This window comes from Achromobacter sp. ACM04, assembly GCF_014851465.1.
Classification (GTDB): Bacteria; Pseudomonadota; Gammaproteobacteria; order Burkholderiales; family Burkholderiaceae_B; genus Achromobacter; species Achromobacter aegrifaciens.
The window spans coordinates 1162120-1182176 of sequence record NZ_JACUZS010000003.1; the positions used below are offsets into that span (position 1 = coordinate 1162120).

Sequence of the window (20057 nt, forward strand, 5' to 3'; positions counted from 1 at the left end):
AGGGGCTGACCGCGCCGCGGGCTGGCGGCGCATCAGTGGACCGATCCAGGGAGCAGCCATGTCATCGTTCGCGACACATACCGTATCCAACCAGGTGCCGCCCCTGGAGGACTACTCCTTGTACGAAACCGACCCGGCCTTGCGCGAGGCGGTGCGGCGCGAAGGCGCGCAAGCCTGGGAGCCGGACCTGGCGGCGCATGGCGCCTGGCTGGGCCGCGCGCAGACGCTGGAAGCCGGCGCGCAGGCCAACCGCTGCACGCCGCGCCTGGTCAGCTACGACCGCGGCGGCCACCGCATCGACCGCGTCGAATTCCATCCGTCCTGGAATCTGCTGATGGGCGGCATCATGGCGCGCGGCCTGCACAGCCGCGCCTGGGCGCAGCCCGAGCCGGGCGCGCAGGTGGCGCGGGCCGCGGCCTATGTCATGCAGGGGCAGGTCGAGGCGGGCAGCCTGTGTCCCACCACCATGACGTTTGCCGCGGTGCCGCTGTTGCAGCGTGAACCTGCGGGCGTCGTGGATTTCGGCGGGCAATGGCTGAACGCCCTGTATTCGCGGGAGTTCGACGGCGCCGACGCGCCGCTGGCCGCGAAGCGCTCGGCCCTGATCGGCATGGGCCTGACGGAGAAGCAGGGCGGCTCCGACCTGCGCGCCGTCACCACGCGCGCCACGCCAGTAGGCGCGCCCGGCCGCGGCCGCGCCTATTTGCTGGTCGGCCACAAATGGTTTTTCTCGGTGCCGCAGGCCGACGCGCATCTGGTGCTGGCGCAGACCGACGAAGGACTCAGTTGCTTTTTCGTGCCGCGCTGGATACCGGACGGACCGCGCAATGCCGTGCGCGTGCGCCGGCTGAAGGACAAGCTGGGCAACCGCAGCAACGCCAGCGCCGAGGTCGAATTCGAGGAAGCCTGGGGCGTCATGGTGGGCGAACCGGGCCGCGGCCTGGCCGTGCTGCTGGAGATGGCCGCCACCACCCGGCTGGATTGCGTGCTGGGCAGCGCGGCGCTGCTGCGGCAGGCGCTGGTGCAGTCGGCGCATCATGCGCGCTACCGTCACGCCTTCGGCAAGCCCTTGATCGAGCAGCCGCTGATGCGCAACGTGCTGGCCGACCTGGCGCTTGAAAGCGAGGCGGCCATGATGCTGGGCCTGCGGCTGGCGCGCGCCGTGGACGAGCGCGCCGACGCCGCGGCGCGGGCCCTGGTCCGCGTGGGCACGCCGGCCGCCAAGCTCTGGGTATGCAAGCGCGCGATCGCCGCGGTGGCCGAATGCATGGAGGTCTGGGGCGGCAACGGCTACGTGGACGACGGCCCTATGCCCCGGCTTTACCGCGAAACCCCGGTCAATTCCATCTGGGAAGGCTCCGGCAACGTCATGGCGCTGGACGTATTGCGCGCCTTGCAGCGCGAGGCCGGGGCGCTGCCCGCGCTGGAGCGCGAGTTCGCGCAGGCGGCGGGGCAGTACCAGGACTTCGACGACGCGCTGGCGCGCTGGCGGACCTTGCTGGCTGATGGCGTCCAGGCCGAGTTCCAGGCTCGCCGCATCGCCGCCGGCCTGGCGCGCTTGTGGCAGGCCGCCTTGCTGATCCAGCATGCGCCTGCGCCGGTGGCGCAGGCTTTCGTCGCCAGCCGCCTGAACGCGGGCGGCGGCGTGTTCGGCGAACTGGCGGCGGGCGCGGATGTGCAGGCCATCCTGGCGCGGGCGTGGCCTGCTGCCGCATGCTAAATTTCCTGGCTTGACCAACCTTCCCGCATTTTTCGCCATGCTTTCCCAGCAAGAACTCAAGCAGCAAGCCGCCGACGCGGCCCTGGAATTCGTTGAACAGGTCGCAGGACCCGACGCCATCATCGGCGTGGGCACGGGCTCCACGGCGGATCTCTTCATCGACGGCCTGGCCCGTTTCAAGGGCCGGATCGGCGGCACGGTGGCCAGTTCCGAGCGCAGCGCCGCCCGGCTTGCCGGACACGGGCTGAAGGTGCTGGACCTGAACGACATCACGACGATGCCGATCTACGTCGACGGCGCCGACGAGATCGACGCCAACCTGCACATGATCAAGGGCGGCGGCGGCGCGCTGACGCGCGAGAAGATCGTGGCTTCGGTGGCCGAGCGCTTCATCTGCATCGCCGACGAGTCCAAGCTGGTGCAGACCATGGGCAAGTTCCCGCTGCCCGTCGAAGTCATCCCCATGGCGCGCGCATCCGTGGCACGCGCCCTGGCGGCGCTGGGCGGTCAGCCCAAGCTGCGCGAGGGATTCGTCACCGATAACGGCAACGTCATCCTGGACGTGTCCGGCCTGTCCATCACCGACGCGCCGGGCCTGGAAGCCCGGGTCAACAATCTGGCGGGCGTAGTGACCTGCGGCCTGTTCGCGATCGCGGGCGCCGACGTGGCCCTGCTGGCCACGCAAAACGGCATCCGCCGGCTGGACCGCCGCGCCTGAGTCCGCTTGCCGACGCCTCCCGGCGTTGCCCCGGCCGGCCCGCCTTGTGGCCGCCGGGGTCCGTGTTCATAATCCTGTCACACTTGGGTCATAACCTTGCGGGTTGTGCAGGCCCATCTCGTAATATCCTTTTTTCAGGGCAGTGCAATGAGACCAAACACGCAGGGAGCCCGGATGTCGGAGCATACAAACAAGCAGTTCGATGCGGACCTCGAAAGCGTCCGTTCGCAGTTCCTGCAAATGGGCGGCCTTGTGGAAGCCATGATCCAGGAGGCCATCGACGCGCTCGCCAGCGGCGACATTTCGCTGGTCGAGAAAGTCCGTGAGCGTGAAAAGGAAGTCAACCGCCACGAAGTCGAAATCGACGAGAGCATCAGCCGCATCCTGGCGCGCCACCAGCCCACCGCCATCGACCTGCGCATGCTGATGGCCGTGTCCAAGATGCTGACCGACATGGAGCGTTCCGGCGATGAAGCCGAGAAGGTCGCCACCGTCGCGCGCCGCATCCACGAAGCCGAACTGCGCCACATCCCGGTGATCGAACTGCGCCACATGGCTGCCAATGTGCGCACCATGCTGCATCAGGCGCTGGACGCGTTCGCCCGCCTCGATCCCATCCAGGCCGCCGCCGTCGTGCGCAGCGACAAGGAAGTGGACAAGGAATGGAAGGGCGCGCTGCGCCACCTGATCACGTACATGATCGAAGATCCGCGCACCATCTCGCGCGCCATCGACATGATCTTCATCGCGCGCGCGCTGGAACGCATCGGCGACCACGCCAAGAACATGTCCGAGCGCGTGATCTACATGGTCAAGGGCGCCGACGTGCGCCACACCGGCGTGAAGAACACCGAGCGCCTGGCGCGCGGTGAAGAAGAAGACACGGAAGAGTAAGCGTCAGTCCAGGGGCAGCGTCGCCCCTGCCTGCAGGCGCGGGTCCGGCAGGCCGGCTTTGCCGGCGTCGATGCGGCCCGCCAGCCTGCGGCCGAATGCCGGCAAGGCAAGCGCGCTGATCTCCAGGTCGTACCATCCCTGGCAACCGCCGTAGGCAAGATCCAGCGAGCCGTCCGCTTGCACGTGCGCCATGGCGCACCAGCCGTCGCCCATGCGCGACTCCACTTTTACCGCCTGCGGCGTTTCGCCGCGATTGACGAGACGCAGGCTCAGGCCGGTCGCCGCCGGTATCACTTGCGCCTCCAGCGTGCCGGCATCGCGCGCATCGCCGCGGAAGTGCCGGTGCAGGCCGTCGGGGCCCAGCAGCCACAAGTCATAGGCGCCATCGGCGTGCAGGCGCCAGCCGTCGTCCAGCCGCGCGCCCGCGCTCACGGTATAGCGACGCGGCGCGTGTTCCAGCGCGTGGCGGTCGTAGACATGCAGCACCGCGCCTGCGGCGCCGGGATTGCGCAGGGTCAGCCGGTAATGTCCGCCGTCGGCAGCCATGCGGCCTTGGACGTCCAGCGCGTACGGCAGGGCGCAAGCCTGGCGCAGGCCTTCGGCGTGCGCGCCGCGGGCGGCAGCGAAGTCGAAGGCCGAGGTCAGGTCGCCGGCGATCTCGCGCCGCCAGGCGCTGATATTGGGTTCCAGCACGCCAAATCGCGCTTCCAGGAAACGGATCACCGACGTGTGGTCGAACACCTGGGAATTGACCCAGCCGCCACGGCTCCAGGGCGAGACCACCAGCATCGGCACGCGCGGCCCCAGCCCGAACCCGCGCCCATGCAGTCCGGCAGGGTCGTCGGGCGTGGCGGCGCTGGGCCCATGGCGCACATCGTGGTATTCGCCGTCCAGCTCGACCGTGGAGAGGCCGCCCGATAGGCCGTCGGCCGCGCGGGCAGGCGGCGCAGGCGGCGGCATGTGGTCAAAGAAGCAGTCGTTCTCGTCGTAGGTGACGAAGAACACGCAGCGGCTCCAGACCTCGGGATTGCGGGTCAGGATGTCCAGCACGCGCTCCGTGTAGGCACCGCCCCTTGCCGGCGACGAGACCTCGGGGTGTTCGGAATCGGCCGTGGGCGCAATGATCCAGGACACCTGCGGCAGCGTGCCAGCGGCGACGTCGCGGGCCAACTGGTCCAGCGTGCACGTGGACAGGCCGCGGTCGCGCAGGGGCGCGTCGCCGGCCGCGCCCGCATGCTGCCGGCGGTACTGCTGGAAGCCGGCCAGCGGATTGTCGTGATAGTTGTCCGCCATGTCCTGGTAGATGCGCCAGTCCACGCCGGCGTCCTGCAGGCGTTCGGGATAGGTGGTCCAGGCATAGCCTTCGCTGGCGGGCCCCAGGCGGTCGAAGGTATTCACCAGGGCTGGGCCGCCCGCCAGGCCTTGCGGATCATTGGTGCCGGTCCAGAGGAACAGCCGGTTGGGATTGGTGCCGGCATGGATCGAACAATGATAGGCGTCGCACAGGGTGAAGGCGTTTGCCAGCGCGGTCTGGAACGGCACCTCCTCGCCACGGTAGGCGCCCATGCCCAGGCGGCTCTTGGCGGGCAGCCATTGGTCCATGCGGCCGTCGTTCCAGGCGCGCTGCGCGTCGTCCCAGGTGTGCGGCGTGATGTAGCCCACCTGTGCATCGCTGGCGTATTCGGCCTGCAGGGCATAGGGGCGGACCTGCGCCGCACCATCCGCCTGCGTCAGCACATTGCCCGTCAGCGTGGGGGCGGGATGCGGATCGGCGAAGCCGCGCACGCCGGGCAAGGTGCCGAAATAGTGGTCGAAAGAGCGGTTTTCCTGCATCAGGATCACCACGTGCTGCACGTCCTGCAGCGTGCCCGCGCGGCGGTCGGGCGCGATGCCGAGCGCGCGTTCGATGGGCGAGGAGGGGGACAGGCGCGATTCTTCTTTCATGACAGCGATGATACGGCCAGCAGTACTTGAATCTTAAGGCCGGCGCCAAGGCGGACGCTGGCGCCGGAAATGAACAGCCCCTCGCGGGCGAGGGGCTGCATCGGGTGGGCCGCCATCAGCTTGCGGCCGGAAAAGGCGCGGCCGGATCAGGCCGAGGGCGGAACGTAGCCCTGCGCTTCGACGGTGCCGTCTTCGAACAGGAAGCGCTCCATCTGTTCCTTCAGGTACTTGCGGGCGCGGGCGTCCGCAAGGTTCAGGCGGTTTTCATTGACCAGGCGCGTCTGGATGGCCTTCCATTCTTCCCAAGCTTCCTTGGAAATGCTCTGCCAGATCTTGGTGCCGAGTTCGCCGGGGTAGGGGGGGAAATCCAGCCCTTCGGCTTCACGCTTCAGTTTTACACAGTTGACGATACGGGCCATGGTTCGCTGCCGGAAGAAATGAGTAATCCTGCATTTTAACGGGCTTGGCGACCTGATGGCGCCAAGCCCCTGCGGACCCTGCGGGTAGCCCGGGTGTTACAGCTTCTTGATGAAGACCAGGCTGTTGCGCGAACGGTTGTAATTGTGCTGTTTTTCACGCGGCAGGTCGGCGATGCCGCCCTGCACGAAACCGCGCTTCATGAACCAGTGCGAGGTGCGCGTCGTCAGTACGAACAGGCGCTTGGCGCCGACGGCGCGCGCGCGTGATTCCATGTGGCGCAGCAGGATTTCGCCTTCGCCCGAACCCTGCCATTCCGGATGCACGATCAGGCAGGCCATTTCGGCCATCTGCTCTTCGGGGAAACTGTGCAGGGCCGCGCAGCCGTAGATGACGCCGTCGTGCTCCAGCACGGTGAAGTTTTCCACGTCGCGCTCGACCACGCTGCGTGGACGCGGCACCAGCGTGCCGTCGGCTTCCAGCGGTTCGATCAGGCTGAGGATGGCGCCGACGTCGTCGATCGTGGCGGCGCGCAGGTCGTCCAGCGTGTCTTCCACCACCATGGTGCCGACGCCGTCGTGGGTGAAGATTTCCAGCAGCACGCTGCCGTCCAGCGCGAACGGCAGCAGGTGGGCGCGGGCCACGCCGCGCTTGACCGCGAGCGAGGCGTACTGCAGGAAGGCATGGGTCTCTTCGTCGAGTTCACCGCCGGCCAGCAGGGCGTCGGCGTCCACGCGGGCGAGTTCAGTGTCCAGCGTGCCGTCGTCGTTCAGCACGCCCTGCGAGCTGGACAGGAAGATGAGTTTTTCAGCGCGCAGCGCCACCGCGACGCTGGTGGCCAGGTCTTCCATGGCCAGGTTGAACGCGTCGCCGGTGGGCGAGAAGCCCAGCGGCGACAACAGCACCACGGACGAGCCCTTTTCGATGGCGAACTTGAGCGCGTCGATGTCGATCTTGCGCACCTGGCCGGTGTGCTTGTAGTCCACCCCGTCCAGCACGCCGGTCGGGCGGGCGGTGACGAAGTTGCCGGAGATGACACGGATATGGGCGTGCGACATGGGCGTGTTCGGCAGCCCCTGGCTGAAGGCGGCCTCGATGTCCAGGCGGATTTCGCCGGCGGCTTCCTTGGCGCATTCCAGCGCGGCGGCGTCGGTGGGCGACAGGCCGCGGTCGAATTGCTGGGTAAAGCCCTTCAGGCGCAGCTGCTCATTGACCTGCGGACGCGAGCCGTGCACCAGCACCAGGCGGATGCCCAGCGAGGACAGCAGCGACAAGTCCTGCACCAGCGCGTTCAGCGCGCCGGCCTGCACCAGTTCACCGCCGAAAGCCACCACGAACGTCTTGCCTCGGAACGCATGCACATAAGGCGCCACTTCTCGGAACCATCGGACGAATTGGGCGGGTGCGAATTCTGGGGCTTCAAGGGCGGAGACGGTGTCTGGTTCCAGGTCGGGCATGATGGGCGGAAGGATTCCTGAGAGTAAGCAAAAACGCGGCGCCGTGCCGCGCCATAGCGCCGTCGGACGACGGCGTGGCGAAATTATATGACCGTCGCGCCCCGGCGCAGGCGGAAAAGAGTGCCAATTTGGTGCCGGATTTGCCGGTTTGCGCCCGCGGCGCCAGCAGCGGGCTCGCGGAAATTTATAATGCCGGGCTAACCGGACTAATCGTACATGCCTGAATCCTCCAGCCCGCGTGCGCCCAAGGCCGCGGACGCGGCGGCTCCGGCGGCAGCGGCAGACGCGCAGAACGCGCGCCGCGCGCCGCGCCCCGAGCGGCCCATACCCGTGGTGAGCTACCCCGAAGACCTGCCCGTCAGCGCGCGGCGCCAGGAGATCGCGCGCGCCATCGCCAGCCACCAGGTGGTGATCGTCAGCGGCGAAACCGGGTCGGGCAAGACCACCCAGCTGCCCAAGATCTGCCTGGAGCTGGGCCGCGGCCGCCAGAAGATGATCGGCCACACCCAGCCGCGCCGCCTGGCCGCGACGTCGGTGGCCAAGCGCATCGCCGAAGAGCTGAACACCCCCATGGGCGAGGTCGTGGGCTACCAGGTGCGTTTCAACGACCGCACCGGCCCCAACGCGTCCATCAAGCTGATGACGGACGGCATCCTGCTGGCCGAATCGCAGCGCGATCCGCTCTTGCGCCGCTACGACACCATCATCATCGACGAGGCGCACGAGCGCAGCCTGAACATCGATTTCCTGCTGGGCTACCTGAAGCAGCTGCTGCCCCGCCGCCCGGATCTGAAGATCATCATCACCTCGGCGACCATCGACGCCGAGCGCTTCGCCCGGCACTTCGGCGCTTCCGAGGACCGGCCCGCGCCCGTCATCGAGGTGTCCGGCCGCCTGTACCCCGTCGAGGTCCGCTACCGTCCCGTGCGCGAGGAGCTCCCGGAAGACGAGGCCGCCCCGGCCAAGCCCGGCCGGGACCGCGAACGGATGTCGGGCGACGAGGAGCGCGACCTGATCGACGCCATCGTGGACGCGGTGGACGAGTGCGCGCGCCACGGCCCGGGCGACGTGCTGGTGTTCCTGCCTGGCGAGCGCGAGATCCGCGAATCCGCCGAGGCGCTGCGCAAGCGCCATCCGGCCGGCACCGAAGTCTTGCCGCTGTACGCGCGCCTGTCGCAGGCCGAGCAGGAGCAGATCTTCCATCCGCGCACCAATGCGCGGCGCATCGTGCTGGCCACCAACGTGGCGGAAACCTCGCTGACCGTGCCGGGCATCCGCTTCGTGGTCGACAGCGGGCTGGCGCGCATCAAGCGCTATTCCTGGCGCAACAAGGTCGAGCAGCTGCGCATCGAGCCGATCAGCCGCGCTTCGGCCAACCAGCGCGCCGGCCGTTGCGGCCGGGTCGGGCCGGGCGTCTGCATCCGGCTCTACGACGAGCTGGACTTCAACAACCGGGCGCCGTTCACGGACCCGGAAGTCCTGCGCTCGTCGCTGGCCTCGGTCATCCTGCGGATGAAGTCCCTGAAGCTGGACGACATCGAGCAGTTCCCCTTCGTCGAGGCGCCGCCCGGGCGCGCGGTGGCCGACGGCTACCATCTGCTGCAGGAACTGGGCGCGATCGAACTGGCGTCGGCCTCGGACGACGACACGGACGCTTCCCGTACCGGCTCGTCCTTCGTGCTGACGCGCACGGGACATGAACTGGCCAAGCTGCCGGTGGACCCGCGCATCGGCCGCATGATCCTGGCCGCGCGCGAACACCAGTGCCTGGCCGAGATGCTGATCATCGCCTCGGCCCTGTCGGTGCAGGACGCGCGCGATCGCCCCATGCAGGAACGCGAGGCGGCTGAAGCCGCGCACGCCAAGTTCGCCGACGACAAGTCCGAGTTCATCTCCTTCCTGAAGCTGTGGCGCTGGTACGGCGAGCAGGTGCAGCACAAGGCCTCGCAGCGCAAGCTGGTGGCCCTGCTGCGCCAGAACTTCCTGTCGCCGATCCGGCTGCGCGAATGGCACGACGTGCACACGCAGCTGGCCGCGCTGGTGGGCGAGCAGGGCTGGCGCCTGAACCAGACCGAGGCCACCTACGAGCAGCTGCACATGGCGCTGCTGTCGGGCCTGTTGGGCAATATCGGCTTCAAGAGCGACGAAGGCGGTCATTACCAGGGCGCGCGCGAGATCCGCTTCCATATCCACCCCGGTTCGCGGCTGGTGAAGAAGGCGGGGCGCTGGATCGTGGCGGCCGAACTGGTCGAGACCACGCGGCTGTACGCGCGTTGCGTGGCGCGCATCGATCCGGTGTGGCTGGAAAAAGTCGGCGCGCACCTGATCCGCAAGAACTGGTCCGATCCGCGTTGGGAAAAGAAGGCCGGGCAGGTGGTGGCCAATGAACGGGCCACGCTTTACGGGCTGACCATCTACACCGGCCGGCGCATCCAGTACGGCCGGGTCAATCCGACCCAGGCGCGCGAGCTGTTCATCCGTCAGGCATTGGTGCCGGGCGAGATCGACACGCGGCTGGCGTTCGTGGCGCACAACCGCAAGCTGATCGCAGGCATCGAAAAGCTGGAACATCAGACCCGCCGCCCGGACATTCTGGTCGACGACGAGCTGATCCACGCCTTTTACGACAGGCAACTGCCGGCCGACATTTCGCAGACGGCGACGCTGGAAAAGTGGGTGTCGGGGCTGGACAAGGCTGCCGCCGCCAAGCTGCTGCTGACGCGCGACGAACTGATGCGCCACGAGGCCGCGGGCGTCACGACCGATGTCTTTCCCAAGAAGGTGGAATGGCAGGGCGTGTCGATGGCGCTGGATTACCACTTCGAACCCGGTTCGCCGCGTGACGGTGTGACCCTGTCGGTGCCGCTGTTCGCGCTCAACCAGATCGATCCGGCGCGCTGCGAATGGCTGGTGCCCGGGATGCTGAAGGAAAAGGTGCACCTGCTCCTGAAGTCGCTGCCGCAGAAGCTGCGCCGCCACTGCGTGCCGCTGCCGGACTATGCCGCAGGCTTCTACGACCGCTGGTTCGAGCGCCAGGCCGACCCGCAGCAGGGGTTGGTCGATGCCATCATCGCCGACATGTGGGACCAGGTGCAGATCCGCCCAGCCGCGGCGGACTTCAAGCTGGAGACCCTGCCGGCCCACCTGTTCATGAACTTCCGGGTGGTGGATGAGCACGGCCGCATGCTGGCGGCCGGACGCAACCTGGCGCAACTGCGCGCCGAGTTCGGCAAGCAGGCGCAGGCCACGTTCCAGCAACTGGCGGCCAGCGACACCCAGGTGGCCCAGGCGCTGGCGCACGAGAACCTGACTTCCTGGTCCTTCGGCCCCTTGCCGGAGATCATGGAGATCAAGCGGCGCGGGCAGTCGGTGATCGGCTATCCGGCGCTGGTGGACCGCGGCGCGCATTGCGACCTGGACGTGTTCGACGATCCGGACGAAGCGCGCAAGCACCACCGCGCGGGCTTGCTCAGGCTGTTCCGGCTGGGCTTGCGCGAGCAGGTGAAGTTCCTGGAAAAGAACCTGGCGGACCTGACCAAGATCAGCATGCTCTACATGACGCTGGGGACGCAGGAAGAGCTGCGCGACCAGATCATCGACTGCGCGCTGGGGCAGGCTTGCCTGGCCGATCCCTGGCCGGTCAACGAGCAGCAGTTCGAGGCCCGGCGGGCCGAGGGCAAGGGCCGGCTGGGTCTTTTGGCGCAGGAAGTGGCGCGGCTGGCGGGGGCGGTGCTGACGGAATGGGCGGCAGTGCAGCGCAAGTTGCCGCAGGCCAAGCCGCATGCTGCGGCCTACGCGGACTTGCAGGCGCAGCTGGGGGCGTTGATGCCCAAATGGTTCATCCGCGATACGCCGTATGCGCAGCTTGCGCATTTTCCGCGGTATCTGAAGGCGGTTCTGGCTCGCATCGACAAGCTGCGGGCGGATCCGGCCAGGGATGCCAAGCTGGTGGCGGAGATGGCGCCTTTGCTGACGCAGTATCAGCGGGCGCGGTCGGCGCTGAAAGGGGCGCCGGATCCGCGGCTGGATGAGTTCCGGTGGCTGCTGGAGGAGCTGCGGGTGGCATTGTTTGCGCAGGAGTTGCGGACGCCTATGCCGGTTTCTGTGAAACGGTTGATGAAGAGCTGGGAGTCGCTTAAGCGTTGATTGCTTTTGTGGTTTTTTCGCGGGCGGTGGTTTTTTCGTAGGCCGCCCGTCGGCGCAGGCGGCGTGGCGGCTCGCGCCCACGATTGCGGTCCGGAGCGTTCGCTCCGGACTACCCCGTCGTCATCGTCGTCACCGCCTGCGGCGGTTCCTTCCGATTCCCTCGGGCGCATCGAGGTTGCTCGCCGCCACGCCGCCCGCGCCGACGGGCTACGAGCGTCTCGGGACGTCGCGATGTCGAAGTCGTGGGTGGGGAGAGTCTAGCGAGGCCCGCCGCATTTGGCCGCCCGGGCGGCCAAATGCGGCCTACGCGCTGTCTTGCGTCGCAGCTATGGACGCTCGCGCGATGTGACTGGGTAGGGGGCAGAGAAGCTGTAGGAAACAGGGGGGGTAGACGCCCGGATGTCCGGGCGCCTTTTCTTACAGGGCCAGGAAGCCCACGACCACCAGGGCGATCAGGCCGTACTTGGTGGCCTTGTAGACATTGCGGTTCCAGGCCTTGAAGGCCTTGCGCTTCTGGTCGATGACCCAGTGGGCGTGGGTCAGCTTGTTGATGGCGCCGGTCTGGTCGCCGCCGTCGTTGGGCGAGCTGGCGGCGGACATGACGACGCGGCCGAACCAGCGGTTGAAGGCTTCGGCCCAGCGCCACTTCAGCGGGCGCTCCACGTCGCAGAACAGGATGATGCGGTTCTGGTCGGTGTGGTTGTAGGCTTCGTGCACGTAGGTTTCGTCAAAAACCACGCTTTCGCCGTCGCGCCAGCTGTAGTGTTCGCCGTCGACGATGATGTGGCAGCCGTCGTCGTTCGGGGTGACCAGGCCCAGGTGGTAGCGCAGGGACCCGGCGAACGGGTCGCGGTGCGGGTTCAACTGGCCGCCCGGCGGCAGTTCGGCGAACATCGCGGCCTTGACCTTGGGCAGGGTCTTCAGGATGGCGACGGTCTTGGGGCAGAGTTCTTCGGCGGACGGGTGGCGCGCGTCGTACCACTTCAGGTAGAAACGCTTCCAGCCGTACTTGAAGAAGGAATTGAAGCCGATGTCGTTATGAGTGTCGGCGGCCTTGATGCGGCGCAGCTCGGCCATCTGTTGGGCTTCTTCGCGGATCGTTTCCCAGTTGTCGTCCAGCACCTTGAGTTCGGCGATTTCGCTGGTCGTCAGGTAGGGCGTGGTGGGAACCCGCGAGGTCAGCACCATGAAGGCGTTGACGGGGGCTAGCAGTACGGAATGGTCCAGCAATTGGCGGCCCAGCGGCAGCTTGACGCGGCCGCGGAAGTGCGCAAACAGGATGGCGCTCAGCCAGATCCCGGGAATTAGCCATTTCATAGGTGAATCTCGTGCGTAAATCTCATGTCAACAATGGAAGATGACGTGCAACGTGTATTGTTACACAGGCGCTTGCGTAGTCCTTTGCGCGAGCGCACAGGCCTCGGCTTGGACCGCATTGACTAGGTACAATTCCCTTTATGTCCGAAGAAGCCGTAACGACCCCGTCCCCATTTGTTCACCTGCGCGTACACTCCGAATTTTCGGTCGTGGACGGCATCGTGCGCATCCCCGACCTCATCAAGCGCGTGGCCAAGCTGGGCCAGCCCGCCGTCGCCTTGACGGATCTGTCGAACCTGTTCGGCCTGATCAAGTTCTACAAGGGCGCGCGCGGCGCCGGCATCAAACCGATTGCCGGCTGCGATGTCTGGCTGTCCAACGACGACGACCCCGCCAAGCCTTTCCGCTTGCTGCTGCTGGTGCGCAACCACCAGGGCTACCTCAATCTTTGCGAACTGCTGACTAAAGCCTTCCTGACGAACCAGGGCAAGGGCCGCGCCGAGATCCGCCGCGAATGGCTGCAGGGGCAGGAGGGCCTGATTGCCCTGTCGGGCGGGCGCGGCGGCGACGTGGGCCAGGCGCTGGACGCGGGCAATGCCGTGTCGGCGCTGGCGCTGGCGCGCCAGTGGGCGCACCTGTTCCCGGGCAGCTACTACATCGAGTTGCAGCGCGCCGGCATGGACGGCGACGAAGCCTACACCCAGGCCGCCATGCGCCTGGCGAGCGAGGCCGGCCTGCCGGTGGTGGCGACGCATCCGGTGCAATTCCTGGACGAATTCGAATTCCAGGCGCATGAGGCCCGCGTCTGCATCGCCGAAGGCGAAATCCTGGCCAACCCGCGCCGCGTGCGCCGGTTCAGCAAGGAGCAATACCTGCTCAGCTCCGAGGAAATGGCGCGGCGCTTCGCCGACGTGCCCTCGGCGCTGGCCAACACGGTGGAAATCGCCAAACGCTGCAACCTCAGCCTGGTGCTGGGCAAGCCGCGCCTGCCCAATTTCCCCACGCCGGACGGCGTGAGCCTGGACGACTACCTGGTCCAGCTGTCGGAAGAGGGCCTGGAAAAGCGCATGGCGTTCCTGTTCCCGGACGAGGCCGAACGCCAGTCCAAGCGCGAGCAGTACTACGAACGCCTGCGCTGGGAATGCAAGACCATCATCCAGATGGGCTTCCCCGGCTACTTCCTGATCGTGCAGGACTTCATCAACTGGGGCAAGAACAACGGCGTGCCGGTGGGTCCGGGCCGGGGTTCCGGCGCGGGCTCGCTGGTGGCCTATGCCCTGGGCATTACCGACCTGGATCCGATCCGCTACGACTTGCTGTTCGAGCGCTTCCTGAATCCCGAGCGGGTCTCCATGCCCGACTTCGATATCGACTTCTGCCAGGACAACCGCGAACGGGTCATCGACTACGTCAAGGAAAAGTACGGCCGAGCCGCCGTGAGCCAGATCGCGACCTTCGGCACGCTGGGCGCCAAGGCCGTGGTGCGCGACGCCGGCCGGGTGCTGGACATGCCGTACATGTTCTGCGACGGCCTGTCCAAGCTGATCCCGTTCAATCCGATGGATCCCTGGTCGCTCGAACGCACCCTGAAGGACGAGCCCGCCTTCAAGGACCGCTACGAGCAGGAAGAGGAAGTGCGCGCGCTGGTGGACCTGGCGCAGCCGCTGGAAGGCCTGACCCGCAACATCGGCATGCACGCCGGCGGCGTGCTCATCGCGCCGGGCAAGCTCACTGACTTCTGCCCGCTGTATTGCCAGCCCGGCCAGGAAAACAGCGCGGTTTCGCAGTTCGACAAGGACGACGTCGAGGCCGCCGGCCTGGTGAAGTTCGACTTCCTGGGCCTGCGCAACCTGACCATCCTGGATTGGGCCGTGCGCTACGTGCGCCAGTTCAACGAGGACAAGCGCGACTTCGACGTCATGGCCCTGGCGCTGGACGATCCGGCCGCCTACAAGATCCTGTGCGACGCCAACACGACCGCCGTGTTCCAGCTGGAATCGCGCGGCATGAAGGAACTGCTGAAGAAGCTGCGGCCCAACACCTTCGAAGACATCATCGCCATGCTGGCCCTGTATCGACCGGGGCCGCTGGAATCGGGCATGGTGGACGACTTCGTCAACCGCAAGCACGGCCGCGCTGCAGTGGATTATTTCCACGACGACCTGGAGAACACCCTCAAGAGCACCTACGGGGTCATCGTCTACCAGGAACAGGTGATGCTGATCTCGCAGATCATCGGCGGCTACTCGCTGGGCGGCGCCGACCTGCTGCGGCGCGCCATGGGCAAGAAAAAGCCCGAGGAAATGGCCAAGCACCGCGAATTGTTCGAGCAGGGCGCCAAGGAAAAGGGCCACGATCCGGACCTGGCGGTCAAGCTGTTCGACCTGATGGAGAAGTTCGCGGGCTACGGCTTCAACAAGTCGCACTCGGCTGCGTACGCGCTGATCTCGTACCAGACGGCCTGGCTCAAGGCCTACCATCCGACCGAGTTCCTGGCCGCGACCATGTCCTCGGACATGGACGACACCGACAAGGTCCAGATCTTCTGCCGCGACGCCCAGGACAACGGCGTCGAAGTGCTGCCGCCTGACGTCAATTTCTCGGGCTACCGCTTCGAGCCGGTCGCCGACAAGCACACTGAAAAAGGCAGGCCGCCGCGCACCATGCGCTATGGCCTGGGCGCCGTCAAAGGCACGGGGCAGGGCGCGGTCGAGGAAATCCTGCGCGCGCGCAAGGAAGCCGGCCCGTTCCAGAACCTGTTCGACTTCTGCCGCCGCGTCAATAAGCACGCCGTCAACCGGCGCACCATCGAAGCCCTGATCAAGGCCGGCGCGTTCGATACCATCGAGCCCAACCGGGCCGCGATGCTGGCTTCGGTGCCCACCGCCATGGAAGCCGCCGAGCAGGCGGCCCGCAGCGCCAACCAGGCCTCGCTCTTCGGCGACGACAGCGGCGACGTGGTGGCGGGCGAACTGGCCAAGGTCGCGCCCTGGGACCTGCACAAGAAGCTGACGGAAGAAAAATCCGCCCTGGGCTATTACTACAGCGGCCACCTGTTCGACGCTTGGCGCGACGAAGTGCGTCGCATCGTGCCGATGCAGCTGGTGCGGGTCGAGCCGCAGCGCGACCTGCAATGGATGTGCGGCGTGCTGGCCAGCGTGCGCGTCATGATGACCCGCCGCGGCAAGATGGTTTTCGCGGTGCTGGACGACGGCACCGCGCAGGTGGAAATCTCGGTCTTCAACGAGCTCTACGAAAAGCACCGCAACCGCCTGCGCGAGGACCAGCTCGTTATCGTCCAGGGCAAGGTCAGCAATGACGACTACTCCGGCGGCATGCGCATCGTCGCGGAACAGCTCTACGACCTGCAGCTGGCGCGCGAAGCCCGGGCCAAGTCCCTGCGCGTCAAGCTCAATGGCAGCGCCGACGCGGCGCGCCTGAGGCAGATGCTGAATCCGTTCCGGGCCGAACCCGAAAACGGCATTCCCGGCGTGCCGGTCGATATCGTCTATACCAAGAATAATTTCCTGTGCACGGTCCGCCTGGGCGAGGAGTGGCGCGTCCGCATGGCCGACACGCTGCTCGCCAACCTGAATGAATGGACCAAGCCGGATGGCGTGGAGGTCACCTATTGATGCCGATGCGTATCGTTCACTCGGAAGCCGCAACCAGCTTTGGCGGCCAGGAAGGCCGGATTTTCAAGGAGATGACCGCCATGCGCGCGCGTGGCCATCACATGGAAGCCATCTGCCAACCCAAGGCGCTCTTGGCTGAACGCCTGTCGGATGCCGGTTTTCCCGTGCACACCCTGGAAATGGATGGCGCGGTGAATTACCTGAAGGGCATCGCCACCATCCGTGGCATCCTGCGCGAAGGGCGCTTCGACGTGCTCAATACCCACAGCCGGCGCGACACGGTCATCGCGGCCGCCGCCGGCCGTCTGGCGGGGACGCCGCTCATCGTGCGGACCCGGCACCTGTCCAACAAGGTGGGGTCGCTATGGTCCTACACCTGTCTGCCGCACAGGGTCACGACGGTCAGTGACCATGTGCGCCAACACCTCATCGACCGCGGCGTGCCTGCTGGCAAGGTAGCCACCGTCTATTCCCCCATCGTGCTGCCGCCGCCCGTGGAACGCTCCACGTTGCGCGAAGAACTCGGCCTGGCCGATGACGACATCGTGGTCGGCTGCGTGGCCGTCATGCGCGCCACCAAGGGCCACAAGGACCTGATCGACGCGATCGCGCCGCTGATGGCCAGCCGGCCCAAGCTGCACCTGGTGTTCGTCGGCGGCGGTTCGCCGGTGTTCGAGCAGACCCAGGCCTATGTGGCCGAACTGGGCCTGCAGGACCGCATCCATCTGATGGGCATGCGGCGCGACGTGCCCAACCTGCTGGCCGGCTTCGATCTCTTCGCGCTGGCCACGCAGCAGGAAGCGTCCGGCACCGTCTACGTCGAGGCGCAGGCCAGCGGCCTGCCCGTCATCGGCACGGACGTGGGCGGCGTGTCGGAAATGTTCCGCGACGGCGAAACCGGCATCCTGGTGCCGCCCAAGAACCCCGAGGCGCTCACCGCCGCCCTGGTGCGCCTGATTGACGACGCCGGTTTGCGGCGGAGCATGGGCGAGGCCGGCCGCAAGATGGTCTGGGACGAGGGCGTGTTCTCGCCCGCCCGCCTGGCGGAAACCACCGAAGCCGTCTATGCCAAATGGCTGGCGGAGCGCGCGGGATGAATGCACCCAACGTTCCGGTGCTGATGTATCACCACGTCACGCCGGCCGGCGGCATGATCGCCGCCACGCCCGATGTGTTCGAGGCGCAGATCTCGCGCCTGGCCCGCGCCGGCTACCAGTCCTTGTCGGCCGATCAGTTCGCGGCCTACCTCGCCGGCGGCGCCGCGCCCGAACGCTCGGTGCTGATCACCTTCGACGACGGCTACCTGAACAACTGGGTGCATGCGCACCCGGTGCTGGCGCGCCACGGCATGCGCGCGGTGCTGTTCACGATCACCGGCTGGATCGGCGACGGGCCGGTGCGCCCGCATGCGGGCCAGGGCGTCCCCTTGCCCGCCACGCCCGACCACGACGCTTGCAAGCAACTGGTGGCGGCAGGCCGGACCGACGAGGCCATGTTGCGCTGGAGCGAGATCGAGGCCATGCAGGCGGCAGGCACGTTCGAATTCCATTCCCACACGCATACCCATACCCGCTGGGACAAGGTCTGCGGCACGGATGTCGACGCCAAGCGCGCCCGCATCGCCCAGGAATTGCAGGATTCCCGCGAGACGCTGACAAGCCGCCTCGGCTCGGTCAGCGACCACCTCTGCTGGCCGCAAGGCTATTTCGACGCGGACTACGTGGCCGCGGCGCGGGCCGCCGGGTTCCGGCACTTGTACACTACCGACCCTTTCGGCCAGAACACCCCCGGCGCGGACCCCGAACACATCTATCGTTTCGCGGTGCGCAACCAGGGCGGCTCCTGGCTGAACCGGCGCATCTGGCTGTCGCGCGATCCCTTCTGGGGGCCGCGCTTTCATGCCTGGAAAGCCTGGAAAAAGCGTCTCAGGAATCGCGGATGAAGCTATCTGTCATCATCATCACCAAGAACGAGGCGGCCAACATCGCCGCCTGCCTCAAGTCCGTGGCGTTCGCCGATGAATTCATCGTGGTGGACTCGGGCAGCACCGACGGCACCGTCGAAGTCGCGCGCGCCCTGGGCGCGAGGGTTGAAGTCACCCCGGACTGGCCCGGCTTCGGGCCGCAGAAGAACCGCGCGCTGGATCTGGCCACGGGCGACTGGGTGCTGTCCATCGACGCCGACGAGCGCGTCACGCCGGAACTGGCCCAGGAAATCCAGGAAGCGCTGCGCGCGCCGCGCGCCGATGCCTACGAGATCGCGCGCCTGTCGAATTTCTGCGGCCGCGACATCCGTCACAGTGGCTGGTGGCCCGATTACGTGCTGCGCCTGTTCAAGCGCGGCACGGCGCGGTTCAACGACGTGGCCGTGCATGAACGCGTGGTGCCGGCCAACGGCAAGCCGCTGCAGATGCGCGGCTATTTCCACCACTATCCCTACGACAACCTGGATGCGCTGATCACCAAGGTCAACCGCTATTCGTCCGATGCCGCCGCCATGATGTACGCCAAGGGCCGGCGCACCTCGGTCTTCGGCGCGCTGGGCCATGGCTTCTGGACCTTTGTGCGGATCTACCTGATCCGGCGCGGCTTCCTGGACGGCAAGCACGGCCTGGTGCTGGCCGTCGTCGCCTCGGCCGGCAGCTTCTTCCGCTATTCGAAGCTGATGTTCCTGGCCGAGAAGAAGAAGTGAAGATCCTCTACACCAACTTCCACGGCGGTAACGGCGGCGGACACGTCACCTACATCATCAATCTGGCCAAGGCCCTGTCCAAGGACCACCAGATCACGATCGCGGCGCCGGCCACCAGCCGCCTGTACCGCTACGCCAAGGCGATTCCGGGCGTGACGGTGGAGGACATGCAATACACCACGCGGCCTTCGTCCTGGTTCAAGGACCGCGCGCAGTTGCGCCGGCTGATCAAGGCCGGCGGTTTCGACATCATCCACGCCAACGGCTCGGCCGACCACAAGCAGGTCATGCTGGCCACGCTGGGCATGCGCCGCCGCCCGCGCATCGTCTTCACCAAGCACAACGACCATCCGCTGGCGAGCCTCGGCCACAAGTTGCGGGTGGCGCTGGCCACCGACCATGCCATCGCGGTCAGCGACTACGTCCATGGCCTGATGCAGCAATCGCCGTATGGCAAGCGTCCCATCACCACCATCCGCCACGGCATCGACACCAATTTTTTCGCGCCGCCGCCGCCGGAAAGCCTGGACAAGCTGCGCGCCATCTTCTTCGGGCCCGACTGGCAGGGCAAGCTGCTGCTGGGCAGCGCGGGAGGCACCGACTACGACAAGGGCTGGCTGGACCTGGTGGCAGCGGTCGCCGCCTTGCCGCCGGAGGACCGCAAGCGCGTGCTGCTGATGGTGGCGGGCGATCCGCCCAACGAGGCCAAGCTCGCCCGGGTGCGCGAGTTGGGCATGATCGACCAGGTCCGTTTCCCCGGTCTGCTCGATGACGTACGGGCGGCGCTGGCGTCCTGCCATGCGGGTTTCGTGCTGTCCTACCGCGAAGCCCTGTCGTTCGCCTGCCGCGAGATCATGGGTTTGGGATTGCCCGCCCTGGTCAGCGACGCGGGCGGACTGCCCGAGAACGTCACCGATGGCGTCGACGGCTGGATCGTGCCCGCGCGCGACGTGCCCGCCATCACGGCCAAGCTGCGTTTCATGCTGGACCATCCCGATGCCGTGCGCGCCATGGGCGCCCAGGCACGGGAAACCAGCCTGCGGGACTTCAATCTGGAACGTTTCGCCGCCGCCACACTGGACGTATACCGACGCGCGCTGGGATAAGGCCGGGCTTTA

The 20057-nt window shown here is 66.9% G+C and carries 13 protein-coding genes; 9 read left to right on the top strand and 4 right to left on the bottom strand.

Going from position 1 to position 20057, the window contains the following annotated elements:
• The first annotated feature begins 58 nt into the window (after positions 1-58).
• From IB259_RS21730 to phoU, 3 genes are all read left to right on the top strand, one after another.
• A complete protein-coding gene (locus IB259_RS21730) occupies positions 59-1720 on the top strand; it encodes an isovaleryl-CoA dehydrogenase (protein ID WP_192330085.1) in 1662 nt (553 codons plus the stop codon).
• Between the two features lie 37 nt (positions 1721-1757).
• On the top strand, positions 1758-2438 hold the full coding sequence (rpiA, locus tag IB259_RS21735; RefSeq protein ID WP_054451340.1) for a ribose-5-phosphate isomerase RpiA: 681 nt from the start codon (positions 1758-1760) through the stop codon (positions 2436-2438).
• Between the two features lie 174 nt (positions 2439-2612).
• Positions 2613-3332 (top strand): phosphate signaling complex protein PhoU, encoded by a 720-nt coding sequence (gene phoU, locus IB259_RS21740; RefSeq protein ID WP_054451167.1) that lies wholly within the window; start codon positions 2613-2615, stop codon positions 3330-3332.
• A gap of 3 nt (positions 3333-3335) precedes the next feature.
• Here the strand turns inward: phoU and IB259_RS21745 are convergent, their stop codons facing one another.
• The 3 genes from IB259_RS21745 to argA form a co-directional block, all read right to left on the bottom strand.
• On the bottom strand, positions 3336-5276 hold the full coding sequence (locus tag IB259_RS21745; protein WP_192330087.1) for a phosphocholine-specific phospholipase C: 1941 nt from the start codon (positions 5274-5276) through the stop codon (positions 3336-3338).
• 146 nt (positions 5277-5422) lie between these two features.
• Positions 5423-5695, bottom strand: coding sequence for an oxidative damage protection protein (locus tag IB259_RS21750; protein WP_054451169.1), 273 nt, complete (start codon positions 5693-5695; stop codon positions 5423-5425).
• A gap of 96 nt (positions 5696-5791) precedes the next feature.
• On the bottom strand, positions 5792-7150 hold the full coding sequence (argA, locus tag IB259_RS21755; protein WP_054451170.1) for an amino-acid N-acetyltransferase: 1359 nt from the start codon (positions 7148-7150) through the stop codon (positions 5792-5794).
• Between the two features lie 216 nt (positions 7151-7366).
• On the opposite strand from argA, the gene hrpA reads away from it, so the two are divergent.
• Entirely contained in the window at positions 7367-11296 is a 3930-nt protein-coding gene (gene hrpA / locus IB259_RS21760) for an ATP-dependent RNA helicase HrpA (RefSeq protein WP_192330089.1), read from the top strand.
• 417 nt (positions 11297-11713) lie between these two features.
• Here hrpA and lpxO read toward each other — a convergent pair whose 3' ends face one another.
• A complete protein-coding gene (lpxO, locus tag IB259_RS21765) occupies positions 11714-12613 on the bottom strand; it encodes a lipid A hydroxylase LpxO (protein WP_054451172.1) in 900 nt (299 codons plus the stop codon).
• Positions 12614-12753: 140 nt separating this feature from the next.
• On the opposite strand from lpxO, the gene dnaE reads away from it, so the two are divergent.
• From dnaE to IB259_RS21790, 5 genes are read left to right on the top strand one after another with little or no spacing between them, the layout of a single operon-like run.
• Positions 12754-16248, top strand: coding sequence for a DNA polymerase III subunit alpha (dnaE, locus tag IB259_RS21770; protein ID WP_054451173.1), 3495 nt, complete (start codon positions 12754-12756; stop codon positions 16246-16248).
• Entirely contained in the window at positions 16245-17345 is a 1101-nt protein-coding gene (locus tag IB259_RS21775; RefSeq protein WP_054451174.1) for a glycosyltransferase family 4 protein, read from the top strand. The genes dnaE and IB259_RS21775 overlap by 4 nt, the downstream gene beginning before the upstream one ends.
• Complete coding sequence (locus IB259_RS21780) at positions 17342-18190, top strand: polysaccharide deacetylase family protein (RefSeq protein WP_119449140.1); 849 nt, start codon at positions 17342-17344, stop codon at positions 18188-18190. The genes IB259_RS21775 and IB259_RS21780 overlap by 4 nt, the downstream gene beginning before the upstream one ends.
• Complete coding sequence (locus IB259_RS21785; protein WP_054451176.1) at positions 18187-18939, top strand: glycosyltransferase family 2 protein; 753 nt, start codon at positions 18187-18189, stop codon at positions 18937-18939. The genes IB259_RS21780 and IB259_RS21785 overlap by 4 nt, the downstream gene beginning before the upstream one ends.
• Complete coding sequence (locus tag IB259_RS21790) at positions 18936-20045, top strand: glycosyltransferase (protein ID WP_125473435.1); 1110 nt, start codon at positions 18936-18938, stop codon at positions 20043-20045. Before IB259_RS21785 ends, IB259_RS21790 begins: the two co-directional genes overlap by 4 nt.
• Positions 20046-20057: the final 12 nt, after the last annotated feature.